Genomic DNA, 21,705 nt, shown 5'->3' with positions numbered 1-21,705 from the left:
GGTATTCGTGATTATATTAACGAATTTTATAAAAGGGCTCCTAATAATGTTTACAACTAAGAACTTCATGATTTCAATAAAGAAATCATTGATCATGAGTTTAGCTATTTCTGCTTTGATGATAGGTAATGCGAGCGTGTTTGCTGCTGCTGATGTCCAGGCAATTCAAAATGCTGTAACTGCATATCAGACAATTGGAACATTGCGTAGAGAAACGCCAATGAATGGAGATGCTATTGCCAGTGCTTATGCGGGTGCGCTGCAGACACTTGTGCAGGAGGTCGATACAGCGAATACGCTAAAGCTGGATAGTGACGTTTTAGCCGCAATTGACGAAATCAAAAGTGGTAATGAACCGGCGTTAGCAGGCCAAGTGGTTGATAAGACCCTGCAGCGTGTTTTTTATCAAGTGGTTTTTAATCGTATGTCAGATATACGCAATCTGTTTGAGTCCACATCAACTGCGGTATTAAATCAAATGCTGGATGAGGTGGTTGCGTCTTTCCAGGCGATTTCGGGAAATGTCGCAAGAGCCAATCAAGTGCTTAGTGCGGATAAACAATCTATTGTAGAAGGCAGCAATCCGGGGGCGGATATTGCGTTCAATGAATCGGTCGCGCGAATTAGAACAGCGCTGAATAAAAGCAATCCGGAAGAAGATGCTGGTGTTGTCGCCGTTGAGCGTTACGTTACCAGAATATCATCGCTAGCCCGTGCGTATTACAACGCGGTTTTACGCGAAGTAGCGGGTGCTATAGAAAGTAGAGGTACCGATGTAGAACACATGCGCATTGAATTAAAAGAAGGGGAAGTTTTTTATCGTATTATCGAATCTTTGGTTGCACGCGATAATCCCGTAGGTAATCTGCTCATTAAAGATCGATTAGCAGGGAATGGTTCGGATCTTGTAGTGGACGAGATAGTTAGCGATTTAAACAAAGGGATGCTTGGTCGATCCAGGGGAGAAATGGCTAATATTGCAACCGCTGAAAATCGTGTAGGAAGAATGGCGGAAGCTTCAGGAACAGTGGAATTTGCCAAAATCTTCATGCCTGATCTTGAATTGAGAATGGGCGCGACTGTGCGTGGCAATCTGGAAACCGCACTGAATGATCTGAATAGTGCAGTTAAAGCAGATGATGCTGCTAAATCCGCAGCGGCACAAGCTACAATAACAGCGATTTTTGACAGTTATGAGAACGAGCTTAATTTGACCGAATACAGCGCTACCACTGAAACAGCGCTGATTGATAACGCAGTTGCAAGTTTCAAGACGATTGGTGAATTACGTGCAGAAACCACGATTAATGGAGCAGCGATCGAAGCCGCCTATACCGGGGAATTGCAACAACTGACACAGCTGGTTGATCAAGTGTATGGTTCATCAATTGACACGGATGTTGCGGCTGCAATTGAATCGGTGAAGGCCGGAAATGAAATTCCATTTTCGTTGCAAATCATCGATAAATCGCTGCAACGCGTATTTGCTCTCGTTGTTTATGATCGAACAACACTCGTGATTGAAAATTTTGATAATTTATCAACTGACGAGCTGGCCTTAGAATGGGATAGGGCTAATTCAGCTTATAGCGCTATTGCTGGCACTGCTGGCAGGGTGAACAAAGTTCTTACAGAAGATAAACAAACCCTCCAGGATGGCAGTAATCCGGATTTAGATGATCAAATCACCTTAGCGTTTGTGCAAGGAAGAGAGGCATTAAGCAAAGCAGATCCGGATGATCGTCTCAATGTTGAGACTGCGCGTGAAAATATAATCGTTCCGCTGGTGAGAAGCTTTCTGATCGGAGTGTTGCGCGAAGTTCAAGGAATTATTGCGAGCCGGGATACGGATGCCATAGATGCAAGGGAAAAACAGATCGAAGGTGAGTTTTTCTACCGTATTATTGAGAGCTTTATCGCTCCGGATAATCCTGCTGGCAACAATCTGATTAAAACTCAATTAACGGGCGACTTGGCCAATGTTGTTGCAAACGAAATCGTTATCGAGATCAGTAAAGGGATTATCGGTCAGGTCAATAGAAATATCGGCATCGTTGAGTCAACTTTTGGTATTGACAGGAATCAGGCTCTTGCGGCTTCTGAGAGAGTTTCTTTGTATATCAATATCTTTTTACCGGATCTGGAGTTACGCCTAGGTACTCTGGAACGTGTAAAAGTACAGAATGCATTGCAGGATCTGAGAGAAGCCAGTGAAACCGATGATGTTCCCAAGGCATTAACGGCGGGGTCGACGCTAACCGGAATCATATCAGCGTACGAAAACGAACTGATTTAGCAATTCGATTGAGCTGCATGGCCCATCATTGAAATTTTCAGTGATGGGCTGATTTTTTATTCAATTCAGGAAGCAGGATAACTTTGTTAATGGATATCCCGGTAGTGTGACTTGTCCTATTTTCAAAGCAGCCCTCTTTATTTTATAGTTTCCATAAATGTGCGGCTACTAAAGCCCGCCACGGCGAGAAGTTTTCCAGCCATTGCCGGGTCTGGTTTTCGCTTATCGGTTCGCTATTCAGTAATATTCGTAAGCCCCGCCGTACTGCGACATCGCCGTGCAGCGAGCCATCGAGCCAGCCGTAACCACGTAATAGGGTATAGTCGGCAGTCCAGGGACCGATACCGCGTATTTGCAGTAATTGCTGGCGAATATGTTCAATGGGCGGTTCCGCATCGGTTGAACTTAGTTCCAATTCATTGCATATCACGCGTTGGCTAACGGCGAGTATAGTTTGTGCTTTGCTTTGAGAAAAGCCAATCTGACGCAGATCACTGATATTAAAATCCGCTAAATGTTGGGCGTCCGGATGGCAATACAAACCGCCAGAATGACGTAATCCAACCAACTGTATCAATTTCCGGCGGATTGACAGGGCGGCGGAAACACTGATTTGCTGGCCGGTGATAGCCCAAATCAAAGCTTCAAATGCCGTTGCCGAAACGGGAACTCGCAACCCGGATTGCTTTGCTATCAGACTTCCAAGCTGGGCATGTTCTCTAAATTCTTCCTCAAATGTATTAACCGATTGATTTAAACCCAACATACGTACTGCCAGATTGCGGAATGCATCTTGGCTGAATATTGTTAGCTGTTTATCAATGCACAATTCAATTTCAGCGCACAGCGGCTGAAAGCGGATGCTCAAGCAAGCCGGCGCGCCGTGCCATATGATGCCCTTGGAAAAATAGTTGTCATGTACGGTTTCAGCTATATTCCATTTGTCCCGGCCATGAAATGACAACATATCCGATATCCGGTAATTTCCCGGCAACGGCAATCTGCAGTGGTAGACCGAGGTTTTCATGACAGGCTTTCCCGCCGCAATAATTCAGCTTTGCGTTCTACACCCCAGCGGTATCCGGATAAATTTCCGTTCGATCTGACCGCGCGATGACAAGGAATCGCCACTGCCAGGATATTGGCTGCGCAGGCGCTGGCCACTGCGCGCGTTGCTTTTGGCTTGCCAATGTATTGCGCAATTTCCGTATAACTCATCCGTTTTCCGATGGGAATTTTTTGTAAAGCCTGCCACACTTTTCGCTGAAGTGCGGTGCCGCGTATATCCAATGGTAAAACTAATTCAATGGCCGGGGTTTCGATAAAATAAACCACTTTTGCAATCCACTGCCCGAATTTGTTGTTAGCGGCAAACTCAGCGTGTGGAAAAGGGTACTGCAGATCATGGATTAATGTATGCGGATCGTTTCCTAATGCAATTGTACAAACACCGATCTTGCTGGCGGCTACCAAAATAGAACCGAAAGAACATTCTTCCAATGCAAAACAAATCTGACTATTGGAATCGCCAGCACAATAATCAGATGGTGTCATATCTAAAAGTTGCGATGATTGTTCATATAAATAAGATTTTATAGCGGTGAATTTTGTACAATTTTTTGCCCGACTTCGATAAACTTCTGAATATATGGGATAGTTTTATCCGATTCCCGCATCGCCAATAACAATTTCTGATACAGCCCTTGCTTGCCGATACGGATTTTTCTTAACCCAGGATTATTGGTTCTAATATCAGCCAACCATTCCGGCAGTACGCAGACGCCACGGTTTAAGGCGGTCATTTGCAGCATGATTTCCAGCGATTCGATCTGCTTCAGCTTTGCCGGTTCCAAGTGAGCCGGCAGCATAAAATTTGTCAGAATATCTAATCTTTCCAATGGCACTGGGAAAGTTAACAGGTTTTCCTTGCTCAAATGCTCAGGGGTTAAATACTTTATGCCCGCTAATGGATGATCGGCAGATACTAGCAACACCAGTTGATACTCTGCCAGAATCTCATAAACGATGTTTTCTTTTTTCACTATATCGGGTGTGATAAGAACGTCAATATGATGGTTGAGTAAGCCTTCCAGTCCGGTAAATTGGAATTTCTGCACGATATCGATATCAATCTCAGGCATTCCCCGCATGAACTGGCCGATCATTCCGGTAAGCCATTCAAAACAAGGATAGCATTCCACACCGATACGTAAAATTCCTTGCCGGCCCTCGCTATAAGCTTCGAGAGTTTTCTCCGCCTGCGATAAAACCGGCAGCACTTGATTGGCTACCTCCAGAAGGAGTTTGCCCGCCTGGGTTAAACGCAAGCTACGGCCCTCACGTTCCCATAATGCAATGTTCAATTTCTTTTCCAGATAACTGATCTGATGCGATAAGGCGGGCTGGCTTAAACATAGTGCATTGGCAGCTTCGGTGAGTGTGCCATTAGAATGGAGCGCCTGGATGATTTTAAGGTGACTGTGTTCGATCATTTATTAGGAAACCTTATTGATAGATCAAAATTTATCATTATTATTCATTAATCGTTATTCGTACAATAACCACATCAATATTTATGAGTGGTGATGAAATTATGGTAACAACACACAACCTCGGGTTTCCACGCATCGGCAGAAACCGGGAATTAAAGTTTGCTTTGGAAAAATACTGGAAAGGTGGCATTTCTGAATCAGCCTTATCGGACATCGTGACGGATCTGAGAGTTCGGCATTGGCAGGATCAATCCATACTTGATTGGATTCCAGCCGGTGATTTTTCATTATACGATCATGTACTGGATATGAGCTTTATGCTGGGCAATATTCCGGAACGCGTCAGTACATTTTCTGCCAGCAGTACAATCGATAACTATTTTCGTGTGGCAAGAGGCCGCTCGGCAAACGATGCCGCTGCTCATTGCTGTATTAATGCAGGTGAAATGACAAAATGGTTTGATACCAATTATCACTATATCGTCCCCGAATTTAACCAGAATACAATATTCTCATTAGATATCAGTGGCCTGCTCGAGCAAATCCGGCAAGCCCGGAAAATCCATCAACATATTAAACCCGTCATACTCGGGCCGGTTACCTATTTATGGCTTGGAAAATCCAAGGATGGCAGCGATAAGCTCGATCGATTGGAGGATTTGCTCAGTGTTTATGCGCAATTGTTGGATCAACTGAAACAGGCAGGCATTCACTGGGTGCAAATCGATGAGCCGGTTTTGGTCATGGAGTTGTCGCAGGAATGGAAATATGTCGTGCGCAAGACGTATTATCAATTGCAGACTGCTTCTGTGAATTTAATGCTGACGACGTATTTTGGGCAGTTGCAAGACAATCTCCAGCTTGCTTGCGAGCTGCCGGTTCAGGGTCTGCATCTGGATGCTGTTACGGCTCATGATGAGGTTGATAAAGTCATCGATTGGTTACCCGGACATAAAATACTTTCTCTGGGTATTGTCAACGGACGTAATATCTGGAAAACCGATTTAACCCAGACACTGAATTGGCTGGAGCCAGTGCATGCCCGCCTGCAAGACCGGCTCTGGCTTGCACCGTCCTGCTCATTGTTGCATGTGCCTGTTGATCTGGATAGTGAGCAAAAACTCGATGCGGATATTCGGTCGTGGCTGGCATTTGCTGCACAGAAACTAAATGAAATCGAAATATTGGCAAAAGCTTTGAATCATGGCAGAGAAAGCGTTGCTGAGATGCTGCGGGAAAATAGTGCGGCGGTGACTAACCGAAAACAATCCAGGCGCGTACATCATGCGGACATAAAAGCGCGTGCACATGAAATCAATGAAACGATGGGTATACGCCAATCGCCCTATGATCAAAGATCAATCGTGCAGCGCAAGCAATTCCACTTGCCGCTGTTTCCCACTACAACCATTGGTTCTTTCCCGCAAACGTTGGAAATCAGACAAACGCGCCGTGATTTTCGTGAAGGTAAGCTACCGGAAACAGAATACCGGCAAGCGATGCGTAGAGAAATTGAGGTTTGTGTGCGCGAGCAGGAAGCATTGGGATTGGATGTTTTAGTGCATGGCGAGCCGGAACGTAATGATATGGTGGAGTATTTCGGCGAGCAACTTGCCGGATTCACCTTTACTCAATTTGGCTGGGTTCAATCGTATGGATCACGGTGTGTCAAGCCGCCGATCATTTATGGCGATATTTCGCATTCACATGCAATGACTACGGAATGGATCGAATATGCCCAATCACTTACCCGAAAGCCGATGAAAGGGATGCTTACGGGGCCTGTCACGATGTTGAATTGGTCATTTGCTCGTGATGATCAACCGCGCGCGCAAACATGTATGCAGCTGGCGCTTGCGATACGCGATGAAGTTCTGGCTTTGGAAAAGGCGGGCATCAAGATTATTCAAATTGATGAGGCTGCAATGAGAGAAGGTTTGCCGCTCAGAAAATCACAATGGAATGATTATCTGGACTGGGCCATTCGTGCATTTCGTATCGCCGCAAATGGCGTAAAAGACGAAACACAAATTCATACGCATATGTGCTATTCGGAATTCAATGACATTATGGAGGCAATAGCGCGTATGGATGCTGATGTGATTACGATCGAGACGTCACGCTCGGATATGGAATTGCTGGATGCCTTTGATCAGTTTCGATATCCGAATGAAATCGGCCCGGGCGTATATGATATCCATTCGCCCAATATACCTTCTGTTGATTCGATTATTGAGTTAATGGAGAAGGCTGCGCAACGGATACCGGTTGAGCGTTTGTGGGTGAATCCTGATTGCGGACTTAAAACACGCACTTGGGAAGAAGTAAAACCGGCATTGCACAATATGATTGCCGCCAGCCGGCATTTAGCCCGCCACTTAAACGCGAAGCAGGTCAGCTAAATTTGACTTGCCGGTGTTATTTAGCGATGATATGCAACACTTTATCCATCACGGTTTATAAGGAGTAATCATGACGACCAATACCATACTCAAGCAAAAAATCACTGCCATTATCAGCGAAAAGCATCTGCTCAAACATCCGTTCTATATTGCCTGGACTGAAGGTAAGCTGACCAAGGAGCAATTACGTCATTACGCTGAACAATATTTCTATAATGTACTGGCCGAACCCACCTACCTAAGCGCTGTACATTTCAATACGCCGCATATCCATTCGGAATCAAATAGCGGTGATATCAGCGTGCGCCAGGAAGTGTTGAAAAATCTGATTGATGAGGAACATGGCGAAAAAAATCACCCGGCATTGTGGAAAAATTTCGCTTTTGCTTTGGGTGCAAATGACAAGAGCTTAGCGAATGCCTCTGCATTGCCGACCACGGAGAAGCTCGTCTCCACATTCCGGAATATTTGTTTGAACCGGCCTTTCTACGCAGGGCTTGCCGCGTTGCACGCGTTTGAATCGCAAGTGCCCGATATTGCTGCGGTAAAAATTGATGGTTTGGCCAAGTTTTATGGTATGAAGAATCCTGAAGATTATGAATTCTTCTCAGTACATCAGAAAGCCGATATTTATCATTCTCAAGCAGAATGGGCAATCATCGAACGATTCGCAGATAACCCGGAAAAGCAAGCGGAAGTTCTGGCTGCAACCCAGGAGGCTTGCGATGCGCTATGGGGTTTCCTGGATGGAATTCATGAAACCTACTGCGCCAACCTGATGTGTGAGCAAAAAGAAGCGGCAACCTTACATTAAGCATTCGGGAATTTGCCTCATTTTATGGCAAGCTCAGTGTGAAATCCAATTTCATGATTATATTGCCATTGTCGTTAATACAGCTCGAGTCTCTTTAAAGTTGTTTTAAAAACAATAACAAAAGATTGAAAATAAGCCAATCCCCGGCCATGACCGGGGATTGGCTTATTCATTGATATCTTGAAGCGGTTCCCATTCTGGTTATCAACAGGTTTGTAATCTTCGATAATCCGCTTTAATTTACAGCCAAAAGTTTGCCGTATGGGAACGAGTTTAGCGTATATAATGCTACGTTTGATTGTTCCAAGAAAATCTTGCATTATCAGAATAGATTGCTATTCAATCTTCGCAAAACATTTTCATGACCATGCGCCCAATTTTAAAATCCAGAAAACTGACAAATGTCTGTTATGACATTCGTGGGCCGGTACTTGAGCGCGCCCGTCAAATGGAGGAGGAAGGCCATCACATTATCAAGCTGAATATTGGTAACCCAGCGACATTCGGTTTTGATGTTCCGGAAGAAATTTTGCAGGACGTGATTCGTAATTTATCGGATGCTTCCGGTTATTGCGATTCTAAAGGGTTATTTGCTGCGCGCAAGGCGATTATGCATTACACGCAGGAAAAGCAGATAAAGAACGTGCAACTGGATGATATCTTTATCGGCAATGGCGTATCCGAACTGGTTGTTTTGGCGATGCAGGCGCTGTTGGATAATGGCGATGAAGTGTTGATCCCGATGCCGGATTATCCATTGTGGACCGCTGCAGTTGTGCTTTCAGGAGGGATAGCCAAGCATTATCTGTGTGATGAAGAATCCGAATGGTTGCCCAATTTGGATGATATTCGTGCCAAAATCACACCAAAGACACGCGCGATTGTCATTATCAATCCCAACAATCCCACCGGCGCGCTGTATCCTGAAGAATTGCTGCTCGAGATCATTGAAATTGCCCGGCAGCATCAATTGATCATTTATGCGGACGAAATCTACGACAAGATATTGTACGAGCAGGCAACGCATACCTCCATTGCGTCGCTGGCGGAAGATGTTTTGTTTGTGACGTTCAACGGATTATCCAAAAATTACCGTGCGGCTGGTTTCCGTTCCGGTTGGGCGGTGGTTTCGGGAGAAAAAAACCATGCGCGGGATTACATTGCGGGGTTGAATATGTTGGCATCCATGCGATTGTGTGCGAATGTGCCGTCGCAATTTGGAATTCAAACCGCATTGGGCGGGTATCAGAGTATTTATGATTTAACCCTGCCTACCGGTCGATTGATGCGTCAACGTGACGTGGCGTGGAAAATGTTGACCGATATTCCCGGTGTAACCTGCTTTAAGCCACAATCGGCATTGTATTTGTTTCCTCGTCTGGATCCCGAGATTTATCCGATTGAAGACGATCAGAAATTTGCACTGCAGCTTTTACTCGAAGAGAAGGTTCTGCTTGTGCAGGGTAGCGGTTTTAACTGGATGAAACCGGATCACTTTCGTGTTGTGTTTTTACCTAATGTGGATGATTTGACTGAGGCTGTCGGACGTATCGCACATTTTCTGCACCATTATCGCAAACGTCACGGCACTTACTGATCAAGAGCTTTGACTTTATTTCTTGTCGGCTGAACCCTATAATCACGCATCAACTTGATTATTAATTTTTTATTGAATTTATGAAACCCATTTACATTGGTTTATTAGGAGTTGGCACCGTTGGCGGTGGCACATATACGGTTCTTAAACGTAACCAGGAAGAGATCGCACGCCGTTCCGGACGGAAGATTGTCGTCAAGATGATAGCCGACAAGGATATGGATAAAGCCCGGAGTTTGGCGGATCCGGGCGTGACGGTGACCACCGATGCGCATGAAATTACTAAAAATCCTGATATTGATATCGTGGTGGAACTGATCGGCGGTCAGACCATTGCCAAGGATTTGATCCTGGAAGCGATCGCTCATGGCAAGCATGTCGTTACAGCCAATAAGGCGCTGCTGGCAAATCACGGCACCGAAATTTTTGCTGCTGCGCGTGCCAAAGGCGTAATCGTGGCTTTTGAGGCTGCGGTGGCAGGCGGTATCCCGATCATTAAAGCCTTACGCGAAGGCTTGACAGCAAATCGCATTACCTGGATTGCCGGAATCATCAATGGCACGGCAAATTTTATTTTGTCGGAAATGCGCGAAAAGGGTTTATCGTTCGAGCAGGTTCTGGCGCAAGCGCAAAAGCTTGGTTATGCCGAGGCCGATCCTACCTATGATATTGAAGGCATTGATGCTGCGCACAAAATTACTTTGATGTCAGCGATTGCATTTGGTATACCGGTACAATTCAACAAAGTTTATACCGAAGGAATTACCAGACTAACCGGTGAAGATATCCGTTACGCGGAAGAGCTGGGTTATCGCATCAAGTTGTTGGGAATTACCAAGCGCGTGGAAAAAGGCATTGAATTGCGTGTGCATCCTACGTTGATTCCAATGCGACGTTTGATTGCCAATGTCGAGGGCGTGATGAATGCAGTTGTCGTTAGGGGTGATGCAGTTGGCGCCACACTCTACTATGGCGCCGGGGCTGGCGCTGAACCCACTGCCAGCTCGGTGATTGCGGATTTGGTCGATGTGACGCGCATGCAAACCGCTGATCCGATGCATCGTGTTCCAATCTTATCCTTCCAACCGGATTTATTATCCGATACACCGATTATTTCGATGGAAGAAGTCGAAACTTCGTATTATCTTCGCATGCAAGTGATCGATAAGCCGGGTGTCATGGCTGAAATTACCCGCATCGTGGCAGACCACAATATTTCTATCAGCGCCCTGATCCAGAAGGAAGCCAGCAGCGATTCTGACAGGGTCAGCGTTATCATGCTGACCCACTTGACGATCGAAAGGAATATCAATGCGGCGATTGTGCAGATCGAATCGTTATCCGTGGTAACGAGCAAGGTGATCCGCATCCGCATTGAAGAACTAAACAATTAATCTAAAGTAAGCCCGGATTATTCGAGAGCCTGACGGATGTTACCCGGCAGGCAAAACCATAGGCTATTTGAACCAACGAAATCAAGCATGCGTTATATTTCTACTCGCGGCGGAATGCCGCAGAAATCTTTTTCTGAAATTCTTTTAAGCGGCTTATCACCCGATGGTGGATTAGCGATGCCGGAAACCTATCCCAAAGTTACCACGGCAGAACTGAATGCCTGGCGGAATTTGAGCTATCCTTCGCTTGCATTCGAAATCCTGTCACGGTTTGCTGATGACATTCCGGCTGATGACCTGCGCAATCTGATCAGCCAGACGTATACTCCCGAGGTTTTCGGCAGCGCGGATATCACGCCACTGAGAACCTTGGAGCCGGGTTTACATATTTTGGGATTATCCAATGGGCCAACTCTGGCGTTCAAGGATATCGCGATGCAATTGCTCGGTAATTTGTTTCAATATCAATTGGCCAAAACCGGGGATGAATTGAATATTCTCGGTGCGACATCGGGGGATACCGGTTCCAGTGCCGAATATGCCATGCGCGGCAAGCACGGCATCCGCGTTTTTATGCTATCCCCGTTGGGGAAAATGAGCCGCTTCCAAACTGCGCAAATGTTTTCGCTGCAAGATAAAAATATTTTCAACATCGCGATTCGCGGCGTGTTCGATGACTGCCAGGATATCGTCAAGGCCGTCAGCAACGATCATGCCTTCAAACAGGCACACCGTATCGGCACGGTCAATTCGATTAACTGGGCGCGCATCGTGGCGCAGGTGGTGTATTATTTCAAGGGATATTTTGCTGCGACTGAGAATAATGACGAACGGGTTTCGTTTGCAGTTCCATCGGGGAATTTCGGTAACATTTGTGCCGGGCACGTGGCGCGTATGATGGGGTTGCCTATCAAGCATTTAATTCTGGCAACCAATGAGAACGACGTGCTGGATGAATTTTTCCGAACCGGCGTGTACCGTCCGCGTACCACCGCAGAAACCCGGCACACCAGCAGTCCATCGATGGATATTTCCAAGGCCTCCAACTTCGAACGTTTCATTTTTGACTTGACTGGCAGAAACGCGGAGCAGGTGACTGAATTCTGGTCAAAAGTCGATAAAGGCAATGCTTTTGATCTATCCACCACATCATTATTTTCCAGAATCAAGGACTACGGTTTTATATCCGGAAGCAGCAGCCATGCCGCGCGGATTGCAACTATTCGCGATATTTACCAGCGTTATCGCGTGCTGGTTGATACCCATACCGCAGATGGCTTGAAAGTCGGGCAGGCGCATCGCGAGGCGGGCGTGCCATTGATTTGCCTGGAAACCGCGTTGCCCGCCAAATTTTCTGAAAGCATAACGGAGGCCATTGGCTGCGAGCCGGAGCGCCCGACCGGCTTCGAGAACCTGGAAAGCCTTCCACAGCGGTATGTGACTAAAGATGCGGATGTACAAGCGATCAAGGATTATATTGATCAGCAATGTAAGATATCTGCGTAGATTGTTCCTGCTCCGGGAAAGGGTAACATACCCGGTTTACTATCAATAGTGACTTAACCGGTTACTTCGTTCCGCCGCGCTAATTTCACGATTAATTTTATAACACTGTTAAACTATATGCTCATACCGCTATCAATGACATGATACGGTATGAGAAAAATTAACGAATTTTTGCTTCCACTTGTTAAGAATTCGAGTAACTTCTCCATTTTTAGTTATTAAATTAACATTTATTTCTGCGATATTATTGCTTCATCAACCAAAACGATGCTACGGATTTCATTTATCTTAAAAACCAGCATAGTTGTGATTCAATTGGGTTGGCTCAGTGCTTGCGTCAACCTTTCGTATTATGCGCAGGCTGTCGATGGGCATTTTAAAGTGATACATCGTTCGCAGCCGATTAGCACGGTAATTGCAAACCCGGCTGTTGATCCCAAATTAAAGCAGTCATTGACCAAAGTGGTGCAGATGCGCGAATTTGCCAGCCGGGAGTTGAAGCTGCCGGATAACCTGAGCTATACCAGTTACGCAGACTTAGAGCGTCCTTTTGTGGTTTGGAATGTTTTTGCTTCTCCCGAGCTTTCACTTAAACTCAAAAAATGGTGTTTTGTGCAGGTAGGGTGTGTCAATTATCGCGGTTTCTTTTCTCAAGCAAAAGCCGAGCGTTATGCGGAAGAACTGCGGCAGAAAGGGTACGATGTTCATGTCGGTGGAATTCGCGCTTATTCCACGCTCGGTTGGTTCAGCGACCCGGTGCTGAATACTTTTATCGGTTATTCCGAGGTAGATCTTGCCCGGTTAATTTTTCATGAGTTGGCGCACCAGGTTGTTTATGTGCCGGGTGACACTGCTTTTAATGAATCTTTTGCCACGGCAGTCGAGCACGAGGGTGTAAGACGCTGGTTTGAAAGCAATGGCACAGCTTTCGAGCAAACAGCATTAAACATCCGGCAGGAAAGGGAAGCAATTTTTACCAATTTAATATTCAAGCATCGAGAAAGACTGCAAGAACTCTTTCATTCGAATGTGAGCGACTCCGAGAAGCGTATCCGGAAAGCCCGGATTTTTGATGAATTACGTGCTGAATTCTTGCATCTGAAAGGTGAAAAAAGCGAACTGGGCAGCTATGACCGGTGGTTTGGGCAAACTTTGAATAATGCATTACTGGCGACCGTTTCAATTTATACCCAATTGTTACCGGCATTTAAGGGAATACTCAAACAGCAGGGCCAGGATATGCAACATTTCTTTGATGCAGTAATAAGAATCAGCAGATTGCAGAAACATGAACGGAATGCAATACTATTAAAAGCTGCCGAAAACAATCCGCAGTGGAATGTCGTCGAACGGTAATTTTCAAATCGCTACGAAAGAATTCATAGAAGGCAAATACATGCCAGGAGCAGCTGATCGGTCAGTGAAGTAAAAAACACAAACTACTTGATCAAGCCCAATAACCGCCGGGTTTCTTTTTCGTCCAATTCCAACCATTGCCCGCGCTTGATTCTGGGCGGCAGATTAATCGGACCGAAGCGCACACGCATCAGGCGGCTTACTGTCAATCCTATGGCTTCAAACATGCGTCGCACTTCGCGATTTTTACCTTCTTTCAAGATCACGCGATACCAGTGATTAGCGCCTTCTCCACCTTGATCCGCCAGATAGGTGAATGCTGCTTCACCGTCTTCTAATGTTATACCGGTGGTTAATTGCTGCATTTGTTCTTCGGTGAGTTCGCCCAGTATTCGCACTGCATACTCCCGCTCCATTTCAAAACGCGGGTGCATCATGCGATTGGCCAAAGCACCGTCATTGGTGAAAATCAACAAGCCACTGGTATTAAAATCCAGGCGGCCGATAGCAATCCATTTGGAAGATCGCAAATACGGCAGTTTTTCAAAGACGGAAGGGCGGTCTTGCGGATCATTGCGGCTAACAATTTCACCTTCCGGTTTGTGGTAGAGCAGTACTTTAGGTAACTCTTCTTCCTCATGTATGCGAATTACGCGCCTGCCGATACGGATTATGTCGCCCGGCCCGGCGCGGTCTCCGATCACGGCTGTTTGGTCATTCAGTTTGACTTGTCCGGAAGCAATCAGTACTTCCATTTCCCGTCTCGAGCCCAAGCCTTTTTGCGCTAATAGTTTCTGCAGCTTGAAAGTGAGCGCTGTCGATACGGCGGAGGAGGCCGTTAATGGTTCTGCTGCATCTTTCTTTAAGGCAACTGTTTTCTTCTTGGCTGGCCTGATCGGCTTGTTTGCTTTCATGCGTGTTTGAATCCGGGAAATGTGCTGACTGAAACAGTCATTAAATAAATCGTTAAACAACCGATTTTAAACTATTCAGAGTTCAATCATGAACTATCCATTACTATTCTTGCAAAGTTGTTATAGCTCAATGCAATAATTGTGTTTTTGTTTGTCAAATGCTTGCCATCGAAATTTCCAAAACTCGGGGCAAAATTTGCTTTCTAGAACGTCAGGTTATTTGCTGCTAGTCCCGTGCCATCATTATGCGTAACGATGCCTAGAATCTGAATATCCGCCGCGTCAATTACATCATTTCCGCCTGATCCTGCGGTATAGAGCGCCAATGCAGTTTGTGTGGTGGAGAAATTCATAAGGAACAAGGATTCTTCTCCGGTCGCGATCGTGGTAAAGTCGACTTCTTCATCCAATTCAGCAATCAGGTTGGCTAGTCCGGATGTGGTGAAATCCGCCAATACCACTTCTAATTCCGCATCGAGCAATACCGTTGCTTCTTGATTGGCACCACCGCTGATGGCTTGATTGCCGGCATCGGTGCCGTTGCTTACCGAATAATCCAGAGTGTTATCATTATCATCATCCAGCGATGATTTAAAAGTGTCCGTAATTCGGATCAAATCGTCCGTAGCAGTATTGGCGTTGGCGTCAAACTGAATGATGGTGTCGGCGCCACTGTTCGCACCTGCTGCCGCACCATCCGAAACTGAACTGTAAATGGTCGTTTGCCGGATATTATCATTGGCGCTGCTTCCCAGGGATATCGTATCCGCACCTGCGTTAGCGGTGATGCTATCGGTTCCGGCGCCGCTGGTGATGATGTCATTGCCTGTGCCGCCGCTGAGCGTATCGTTGCCGGTTCCTCCGGCAAGCGTATCATTCTGGGCTCCTCCGGTGATGCTGTCACTCCCGGTTCCGCCCGTGATAGTAAAAGCACCATCCGTTTCTGCACTGCCATTGAATGTCAGTACACCTGAATTAGCGGCATTTGTCAGTGTCAGGGTTGCGCCGGCGGCAACCAGGGCATCTTGCGTAGTGATGGTAACCGCCGTATTGGTGTTGCCTAAGGTAATGGCTTCAATATTCCGGACATTATCGAAATCTGTGGATGCGGTAAGATCTGTATTTCCCGTCAGGGCGACGGTATCCGCATGAGTTAAGCCGGAGACTGCGGCAAATCTGAGCGTATCATTGCCTGCATCTCCCGACAGGGTGTCATCGCCCAATCCGGCTGTTATGCTGTCATTGCCATTACTTCCGGCGAGCGTATCATTGCCGGCGCCACTGGTAATCGAGTCATTGCCACCCCCTCCCGTGATAGTGAACGCAGCGCCGGTTTCTGCGGCACCGTTGAATGTCAGTATTCCGGTTGTCAGTGAATCCGCTTGAAGCACCAATACGGCCCCTGCAGCAACCAGTGCGTCTTTGGTCGTAATCGCGACTGCTCCGGTAGTGTTTGCCACTGTAATGACTTCAATATTGCTGACGTTGTCAAAGTTGGTGGCAGCGACCGCTGTGTTGCCCGTCAGTGCAACGGTATCGATTCCTTCCCCTCCGTTGATGGTATCCGCGCTGGTTAGTCCGCTACCTGCGGCAAAGGTAAAACTGTCGTCGCCAGTTCCTGTAATCATATTGTTTGTCGCAGTTCCAGCGGTAATGTTGAATTTTCCTGTGGTTCCGGCGATCGTTCCGGTCAATGTTGATCCCGTAAATCCTGTAATTGTCACGGTATCGCCGTCTGCAACATTGCTGACTATAAGATTCGATGCACCCGCGACAACAGTAATTTCGTCATCTACCATATTATCTGTCATAGCAACGCTAATTATTCCGCTGGTCGGATTTGAAACCGTGAGATTTCCGACCAGGCCTACTACGCTGACTGATCCTGCCGCAGCAGCACTGGAAGTGATGGTTAAACTTGTATTGTTGGTTAACGATGTTGCATCAATACTGATATTGTTTGATGCAGCTCCCGCAGCAACATTTACCGATGTGGCTGATGATCCCGTGGTAATGCTAATGTTATTGTCCGCTGCATTAGCCGTGGTAATTGTTAGGGTGCCGGTGAGATTGGAGGCGACAATATCTCCTGCTAAGTTACTGATAATCATCGATGAGGCGCCTGCTCCAAGAGTTAATGCAACGTTTTGTGCCAAAGCTGTGGCATTAACTGTGATGGTATCGTCTGCATTATTGGCAATTAGTGTGAGCGCTCCGGAACCAAGCGTAAGAGTACGAGCATTGCTGGTATCGTCTCCCAACTCGTAGGATTCGATGTTGGACAGTACTGTTATGTTACCGTTTCCTGAAATGATGATGTTTTCGCCGCTGCCGCCGGTACCTGGAGCGGTGACGGTGCCGGTGAAGCTCTGGTTTTGCGCGGCAGAAAGTCGCACCGATGCGCCGGCAGCCAGCGTCAGTGCTGCCACGTTGGTGATGGTTCCGCCGCTGATATCGGCGCCATTGTCCAAACTGATGATATCGTCCACGGTCGTATCGCCGCTAATGGTGCCGGTATAAGTCAGTGCGCCGAAACTGAAAGTGATTGCATCGGAGGAGGAAACGGCTGTTATATGGGTTGCTGCATGAATGACCGCCACGGTGCGCGCATCGGTTGCGTCATCTTCGATCGTATAATTTTCGATATTGGCCAGAGTGGTTACCGTGCCATCGCCGACAATGGTGATTTCTTCGCCGCTGCCGCCGGTACCTGGAGCGGTGACGGTGCCGGTGAAGCTCTGGTTTTGCACGGCAGAAAGTCGCACCGATGCGCCGGAAGCCAGCGTCAGTGCTGCCACGTTGGTGATGGTTCCGCCGCTGATATCGGCGCCATTGTCCAAGCTGATGATATCGTCCACGGTCGTATCGCCGCTAATGGTGCCGGTATAAGTCAGTGCGCCGAAACTGAAAGTGATTGCATCGGAGGAGGAAGCGGCTGTTATATGGGTTGCTGCATGAATGACCGCCACGGTGCGCGCATCGGTTGCGTCATCTTCGATCGTATAATTTTCGATATTGGCCAGAGTGGTTACCGTGCCATCGCCGACAATGGTGATTTCTTCGCCGCTGCCGCCGGTACCCGGAGCGGTGACGGTGCCGGTGAAGCTCTGGTTTTGCGCGGCAGACATGGTTACATTGGTGGTTCCTATAGCGCCGGTAGCATCAAAAAGTAGATTAGGAAAATTAATCACTATCGCAAGTGCAATACTGGAACCGTCTTGTACGCTTAACGTGTTAGTGCCGCCCCCGCCATCCAATATAACGGCGGTCATTACGAGAGACGTCCAGGTTGATGCTGTGGAAACTGACAAAATATCGTTTGCAGCAGTACCTGAGAATGCAGTAGCATTGGTCGCCAGATAATGGGTCTTAGTAGATGATGCGGAAGAAGAGGGCGATCGTGCATCAGATTTTCCATCGCCGTTTACATCACCTATTTTTGTGCCAGCTGCTGCGATGGCGCTAGTAAGCTGTGTTCCTGTCGCGTTGATTACCGTACCTTTGATGTTTCCTTGCGCAGCACCTGATTGCATCGCAATTTCAATGTCTTCGGCAACAATTTGTAATGCCGCTATATTCGATAGCATTTTTAATTTACTGACATTACTTTGGGATATATTAATAATTTTTTGGCTTAAATTCGTAATGGTTTGTGTGGCATCATCTAACAATATGGCAGCTTTGATCAATATGGCATCGTCTGCATCTGATAAGAAAGCGGCGTTTCGAATGACTTGGGCGATGTTATGATTGGACGTTAGAGAAAATTCTTCTGTAGCAGTATTGAGTATTGCAGCCAATGCGTCATATGCCCAATCAATTGCGATTGCCTCATCGGGTGAAATGCCGCTACCGCTCAATAGTGCGGCGGTTTGACCAATTATTGTTTGGATTTGAGTCGACGCGACATGAATGACAAGTGCAGTATTAGCTGCCGTTTCATCGAGATCCGTACGGACTGTTTCTTTGATAGGATCAAAATGAAGTAAATTGATATCTCCATTTATGCCTAAAGACGAAAGTATCTTGGCATTCGCAATCTCGACAGAAAGATTATCAGCTTGTACTAACTTGCTAACCAGCGTAGTGAATGGATTGATGAGGGTTGCGCCGGCTGGTGCAGTCATGCCCCCCTCAAAAGGCCTGCCTGTGGCAATATCGATTCCCCCGGTTACGATTAGCTCACCAAAACCATCAATCCCGGGCATGGAAAAATTGCCCAGTGCATCGGTTATTGCGTTTTTTTCTCCGGAATCATGCAACCGATTGCCATCAAGATCTGCAAAAACGAACGCTTCTTTGACATAACCATCAATGACTTTGCCTGTAGCTCCGGCGGCCAACAGTGCTTTAGTTGCGGCCAAGTCGCCGGTAATTTCTTCGATTACCCGCTGTAAAACTGACAAGTTTGTGGCTGGACCACCTTGATCAATCGAGTAGAAAGCGGCGGCCTCGATTTTATGATTAAATCGTTGAGCCGCTGCGCCCCAATGGATGTTGTTGGGATCAACCGAAGCAAGTGCCGTCGCTGCCTGGTGCAGAACATCCCCTCGGCTTGCGCCTGCTTCCAGCATTTTCTCTATTTCTGATGCGGCCCATAGCTTATCCTTATTGTTAACCAATAAGCCAACGGTATTATTTACAAATTGATGCGCAAACTCGGAATGGGATAATGTATCGGAATAGAGTGATTGTTTAAATACATCGGTCTGTGCAAGGATACTGGCCAGTTCTTTTACCGAACTGCCAGTGTTGCCAAGAAACGAAACAAATGCGTTTAAATAGTGTGCACCTGGCGCTGCATTGAACATTGCCACAACTGTTTGCACGATTTCCAGCTGCCTGTCATTCATGGTTTTCCTCAAATTTTTACTGGCAGCGCTCGAGAGCTGCGTATAATAATTTGATTCTACTCAATGAATGGGTAAAGGAATTACTCTAATAAGGTAAAAAAATTATCTTATATTATCAGAATGAGGGAAGTTGCTTTAGAAAGGCAATTTAATGCCAGGAGGTAAACCTAACCCGCTACTCAGTTCCGCCATTTTTTCCTGAGTTGTCGCTTCCACGCGCCGCACGGCATCATTAAAAGCTGCTGCAACGAGATCTTCGAGCATTTCTTTATCGTCACCGACAAGGCTGTCATCAATGATGACTCTTTTGACATCATGACGGCAGGTCATAATGACCTTGACCATGCCCGCTCCGGATTGCCCTTCCACTTCAATAGTGGCGAGTTTTTCCTGCATCTGACGCATGTTTTCCTGCACCATTTGAGCTTGTTTCATCATATTTCCCAGATTACCTCTCATCATTGCTGTCTCCTTTGTTTTGAATGGGTTTAATTGAAGGAATAATTAATTTGGCATCAAATTGTTCGATCAGCTCTTGCACAACGGGATCTTTTTCCATTGCTGTAATGGCTTGTGCCTGTTTTTCTTCTTCTGTGCGCTGTTGTATTGCCGCAGGCGTCAATCCTGTAATACTGCCCACGAAAAAATCAAGTACGATAGGTTTACCAAAAAAAGTATTCAGTGCAAACTGGATTTTATCCTGATATTTCTTTTCCAGCAGGTGCTTATGCGCATCCGGCACGCAGAGCTCTATTTTATCAGCTGAAAGAATTTTGGCTTCACTATGTTGTGCCAGCATTTTAGCCATTCCTGCAAGCTTTAATCGTTGAGTCAGTTGCGGCCAAGTAAGATCGGAATTGTCAGCCGGTACGGGCCGAGCCATATGCTTCGGGATGGGCTGCGATTCCTGTCCGGTTTTTACGGATTGCCCGGCGCTTCTGGAGGGAACTTGCGGCAATTGTTGATGTGTTGCAAGATTCTCCGGCATGAAGGTAAGCATGCGGAGTAATGTCATGGTAAAACCGGCATATTCATCGGGTGCCAGACTTAGATCACCGCGTCCGTGCAGCGTGATTTGATAAAATAACTGAATATCGTCGGGCATCAGCATTTTCGCCAGTGCATTGATGCGAACATAGCCGGGAATATCCTCGCCAATTGCTTGAGGGACGGCTTGCGCCAGCGCGATACGGTGCAGGATAACTGCCAGATCCTGTAATGCGTAATCGAATGAAAGGCACTGCGCTTCCATTTCATCGGCCAATGATAATAATTTCAGGCCATTCTTCTGTACCAAGGCGTCCAGTAAATCAAACAGGTAGCTATGGTCAATGACACCTAGCATATCCCGTACGCTGGCTTCTTCAATTTTACCTGCCCCGAAAGCAATGGCTTGATCCAGTAAGCTTAATGCATCCCGCATGCTGCCTTGTGCCGCGTGAGCGACCAGCTGCAGTGATATGATATCGCACGGGATTTTTTCTTGTGCCAGTATTTTCTTCAAGTGATCGGTAATTTGGGTTTGCGGAATTTGCTTCAGATTAAATTGCAAACAACGCGATAAGACCGTGATGGGAATTTTCTGCTGATCGGTGGTTGCGAGTATGAATTTGACATGCGCCGGCGGCTCTTCCAACGTTTTTAGCATGGCATTGAACGCCGACTTGGAGAGCATGTGTACTTCGTCAATGATATAAATCTTGTAACGACCGCAGGTAGGGGCATATAGCGCATTTTCCAGCAGTTCGCGCATGTTATCGACTTGAGTATTTGAAGCCGCATCCAATTCAATCAGATCAATGAAGCTTCCGGAATCAATTTGCACGCATGTCGCGCAAGTGCCGCATGGTGTTGCGGTTATACCTGTTTCACAGTTGAGGGATTTGGCCAGGATACGGGCGATAGTTGTTTTGCCGACACCACGTGTTCCGGTCAGCAAGTAGGCGTGATGCAGCCTGTTTTGTTCAAGCGCATTAGTCAAGGCTCTGACTACATGTTCCTGTCCAGTCAGTTCTGTGAAATTTCTTGGGCGCCATGTGCGCGCAAGGACCTGTGTTTGAGACACTTGTTAGATTTGAAAA

Annotated in this window: 14 protein-coding genes; 7 read left to right on the top strand and 7 right to left on the bottom strand. The window is 46.7% G+C overall.

The annotated features are described in order from the left end of the window. The first annotated feature begins 94 nt into the window (after positions 1 to 94). Positions 95 to 2,296, top strand: coding sequence for a hypothetical protein (locus tag C4S39_RS11515; RefSeq protein ID WP_258039421.1), 2,202 nt, complete (start codon positions 95 to 97; stop codon positions 2,294 to 2,296). Between the two features lie 142 nt (positions 2,297 to 2,438). Here the strand turns inward: C4S39_RS11515 and C4S39_RS11510 are convergent, their stop codons facing one another. The 3 genes from C4S39_RS11510 to C4S39_RS11500 are packed head-to-tail and all read right to left on the bottom strand — an operon-like array spanning position 2,439 to position 4,788. Next, entirely contained in the window at positions 2,439 to 3,323 is an 885-nt protein-coding gene (locus C4S39_RS11510; protein ID WP_103967136.1) for a DNA-3-methyladenine glycosylase family protein, read from the bottom strand. After that, complete coding sequence (locus C4S39_RS11505) at positions 3,320 to 3,850, bottom strand: methylated-DNA--[protein]-cysteine S-methyltransferase (protein WP_103967135.1); 531 nt, start codon at positions 3,848 to 3,850, stop codon at positions 3,320 to 3,322. The genes C4S39_RS11510 and C4S39_RS11505 overlap by 4 nt, the downstream gene beginning before the upstream one ends. Positions 3,851 to 3,888: 38 nt before the next feature. Further along, positions 3,889 to 4,788, bottom strand: coding sequence for a LysR family transcriptional regulator (locus C4S39_RS11500; protein ID WP_103967134.1), 900 nt, complete (start codon positions 4,786 to 4,788; stop codon positions 3,889 to 3,891). A gap of 101 nt (positions 4,789 to 4,889) precedes the next feature. Between C4S39_RS11500 and metE the strand changes: the two genes are divergently transcribed. From metE to C4S39_RS11465, 6 genes are all read left to right on the top strand, one after another. Further along, positions 4,890 to 7,190, top strand: a complete 2,301-nt coding sequence (metE, locus tag C4S39_RS11495; protein ID WP_103967147.1) for a 5-methyltetrahydropteroyltriglutamate--homocysteine S-methyltransferase — start codon at positions 4,890 to 4,892, stop codon at positions 7,188 to 7,190. Positions 7,191 to 7,260: 70 nt separating this feature from the next. Next, entirely contained in the window at positions 7,261 to 8,004 is a 744-nt protein-coding gene (locus C4S39_RS11490; protein ID WP_103967133.1) for a 4-aminobenzoate synthase, read from the top strand. A 367-nt stretch (positions 8,005 to 8,371) separates the two neighbouring features. Next, positions 8,372 to 9,601 (top strand): pyridoxal phosphate-dependent aminotransferase, encoded by a 1,230-nt coding sequence (locus tag C4S39_RS11480; RefSeq protein WP_103967146.1) that lies wholly within the window; start codon positions 8,372 to 8,374, stop codon positions 9,599 to 9,601. 80 nt (positions 9,602 to 9,681) lie between these two features. Then, positions 9,682 to 10,995: a homoserine dehydrogenase gene (locus C4S39_RS11475; protein ID WP_103967131.1), complete on the top strand. Its 1,314-nt coding sequence runs from the start codon at positions 9,682 to 9,684 to the stop codon at positions 10,993 to 10,995. A gap of 87 nt (positions 10,996 to 11,082) precedes the next feature. Continuing rightward, entirely contained in the window at positions 11,083 to 12,501 is a 1,419-nt protein-coding gene (thrC, locus tag C4S39_RS11470) for a threonine synthase (protein ID WP_103967130.1), read from the top strand. A gap of 267 nt (positions 12,502 to 12,768) precedes the next feature. After that, positions 12,769 to 13,857, top strand: coding sequence for an aminopeptidase (locus tag C4S39_RS11465; RefSeq protein ID WP_103967129.1), 1,089 nt, complete (start codon positions 12,769 to 12,771; stop codon positions 13,855 to 13,857). 83 nt (positions 13,858 to 13,940) lie between these two features. Here C4S39_RS11465 and rluB read toward each other — a convergent pair whose 3' ends face one another. The 4 genes from rluB to dnaX form a co-directional block, all read right to left on the bottom strand. Beyond that, positions 13,941 to 14,771 (bottom strand): 23S rRNA pseudouridine(2605) synthase RluB, encoded by an 831-nt coding sequence (rluB, locus tag C4S39_RS11460; RefSeq protein ID WP_103967128.1) that lies wholly within the window; start codon positions 14,769 to 14,771, stop codon positions 13,941 to 13,943. Positions 14,772 to 14,974: 203 nt separating this feature from the next. Beyond that, positions 14,975 to 19,624 (bottom strand): beta strand repeat-containing protein, encoded by a 4,650-nt coding sequence (locus C4S39_RS11455; RefSeq protein ID WP_103967127.1) that lies wholly within the window; start codon positions 19,622 to 19,624, stop codon positions 14,975 to 14,977. Positions 19,625 to 19,759: 135 nt separating this feature from the next. Beyond that, positions 19,760 to 20,083, bottom strand: a complete 324-nt coding sequence (locus C4S39_RS11450; protein WP_103967145.1) for a YbaB/EbfC family nucleoid-associated protein — start codon at positions 20,081 to 20,083, stop codon at positions 19,760 to 19,762. Further along, positions 20,073 to 21,689, bottom strand: a complete 1,617-nt coding sequence (gene dnaX, locus C4S39_RS11445; RefSeq protein WP_103967126.1) for a DNA polymerase III subunit gamma/tau — start codon at positions 21,687 to 21,689, stop codon at positions 20,073 to 20,075. The genes C4S39_RS11450 and dnaX overlap by 11 nt, the downstream gene beginning before the upstream one ends. Positions 21,690 to 21,705 lie beyond the last annotated feature (16 nt).

Origin of the sequence: Nitrosomonas ureae, from assembly GCF_900108305.1 — a bacterium.
Taxonomy (GTDB): Bacteria; Pseudomonadota; Gammaproteobacteria; order Burkholderiales; family Nitrosomonadaceae; genus Nitrosomonas; species Nitrosomonas ureae_B.
Note: the sequence above shows the minus strand (reverse complement) of the source record. Positions and strands in the feature narration are given on the sequence as shown.

What these genes read in the sequence shown, in the direction of transcription:
- C4S39_RS11490 (WP_103967133.1), top strand. Translation starts at nt 7,261, where the DNA reads ATGACGACCAATACCATACTCAAGCAAAAAATCACTGCCATTATCAGC.
- thrC (WP_103967130.1), top strand. Translation starts at nt 11,083, where the DNA reads ATGCGTTATATTTCTACTCGCGGCGGAATGCCGCAGAAATCTTTTTCT.
- C4S39_RS11480 (WP_103967146.1), top strand. Translation starts at nt 8,372, where the DNA reads ATGCGCCCAATTTTAAAATCCAGAAAACTGACAAATGTCTGTTATGAC.
- C4S39_RS11515 (WP_258039421.1), top strand. Translation starts at nt 95, where the DNA reads ATGAGTTTAGCTATTTCTGCTTTGATGATAGGTAATGCGAGCGTGTTT.
- C4S39_RS11500 (WP_103967134.1), bottom strand. Translation starts at nt 4,788, where the DNA reads ATGATCGAACACAGTCACCTTAAAATCATCCAGGCGCTCCATTCTAAT.
- C4S39_RS11505 (WP_103967135.1), bottom strand. Translation starts at nt 3,850, where the DNA reads ATGACACCATCTGATTATTGTGCTGGCGATTCCAATAGTCAGATTTGT.
- metE (WP_103967147.1), top strand. Translation starts at nt 4,890, where the DNA reads ATGGTAACAACACACAACCTCGGGTTTCCACGCATCGGCAGAAACCGG.
- C4S39_RS11510 (WP_103967136.1), bottom strand. Translation starts at nt 3,323, where the DNA reads ATGAAAACCTCGGTCTACCACTGCAGATTGCCGTTGCCGGGAAATTAC.
- C4S39_RS11465 (WP_103967129.1), top strand. Translation starts at nt 12,769, where the DNA reads ATGCTACGGATTTCATTTATCTTAAAAACCAGCATAGTTGTGATTCAA.
- C4S39_RS11450 (WP_103967145.1), bottom strand. Translation starts at nt 20,083, where the DNA reads ATGAGAGGTAATCTGGGAAATATGATGAAACAAGCTCAAATGGTGCAG.
- C4S39_RS11475 (WP_103967131.1), top strand. Translation starts at nt 9,682, where the DNA reads ATGAAACCCATTTACATTGGTTTATTAGGAGTTGGCACCGTTGGCGGT.
- rluB (WP_103967128.1), bottom strand. Translation starts at nt 14,771, where the DNA reads ATGAAAGCAAACAAGCCGATCAGGCCAGCCAAGAAGAAAACAGTTGCC.
- C4S39_RS11455 (WP_103967127.1), bottom strand. Translation starts at nt 19,624, where the DNA reads ATGAATGACAGGCAGCTGGAAATCGTGCAAACAGTTGTGGCAATGTTC.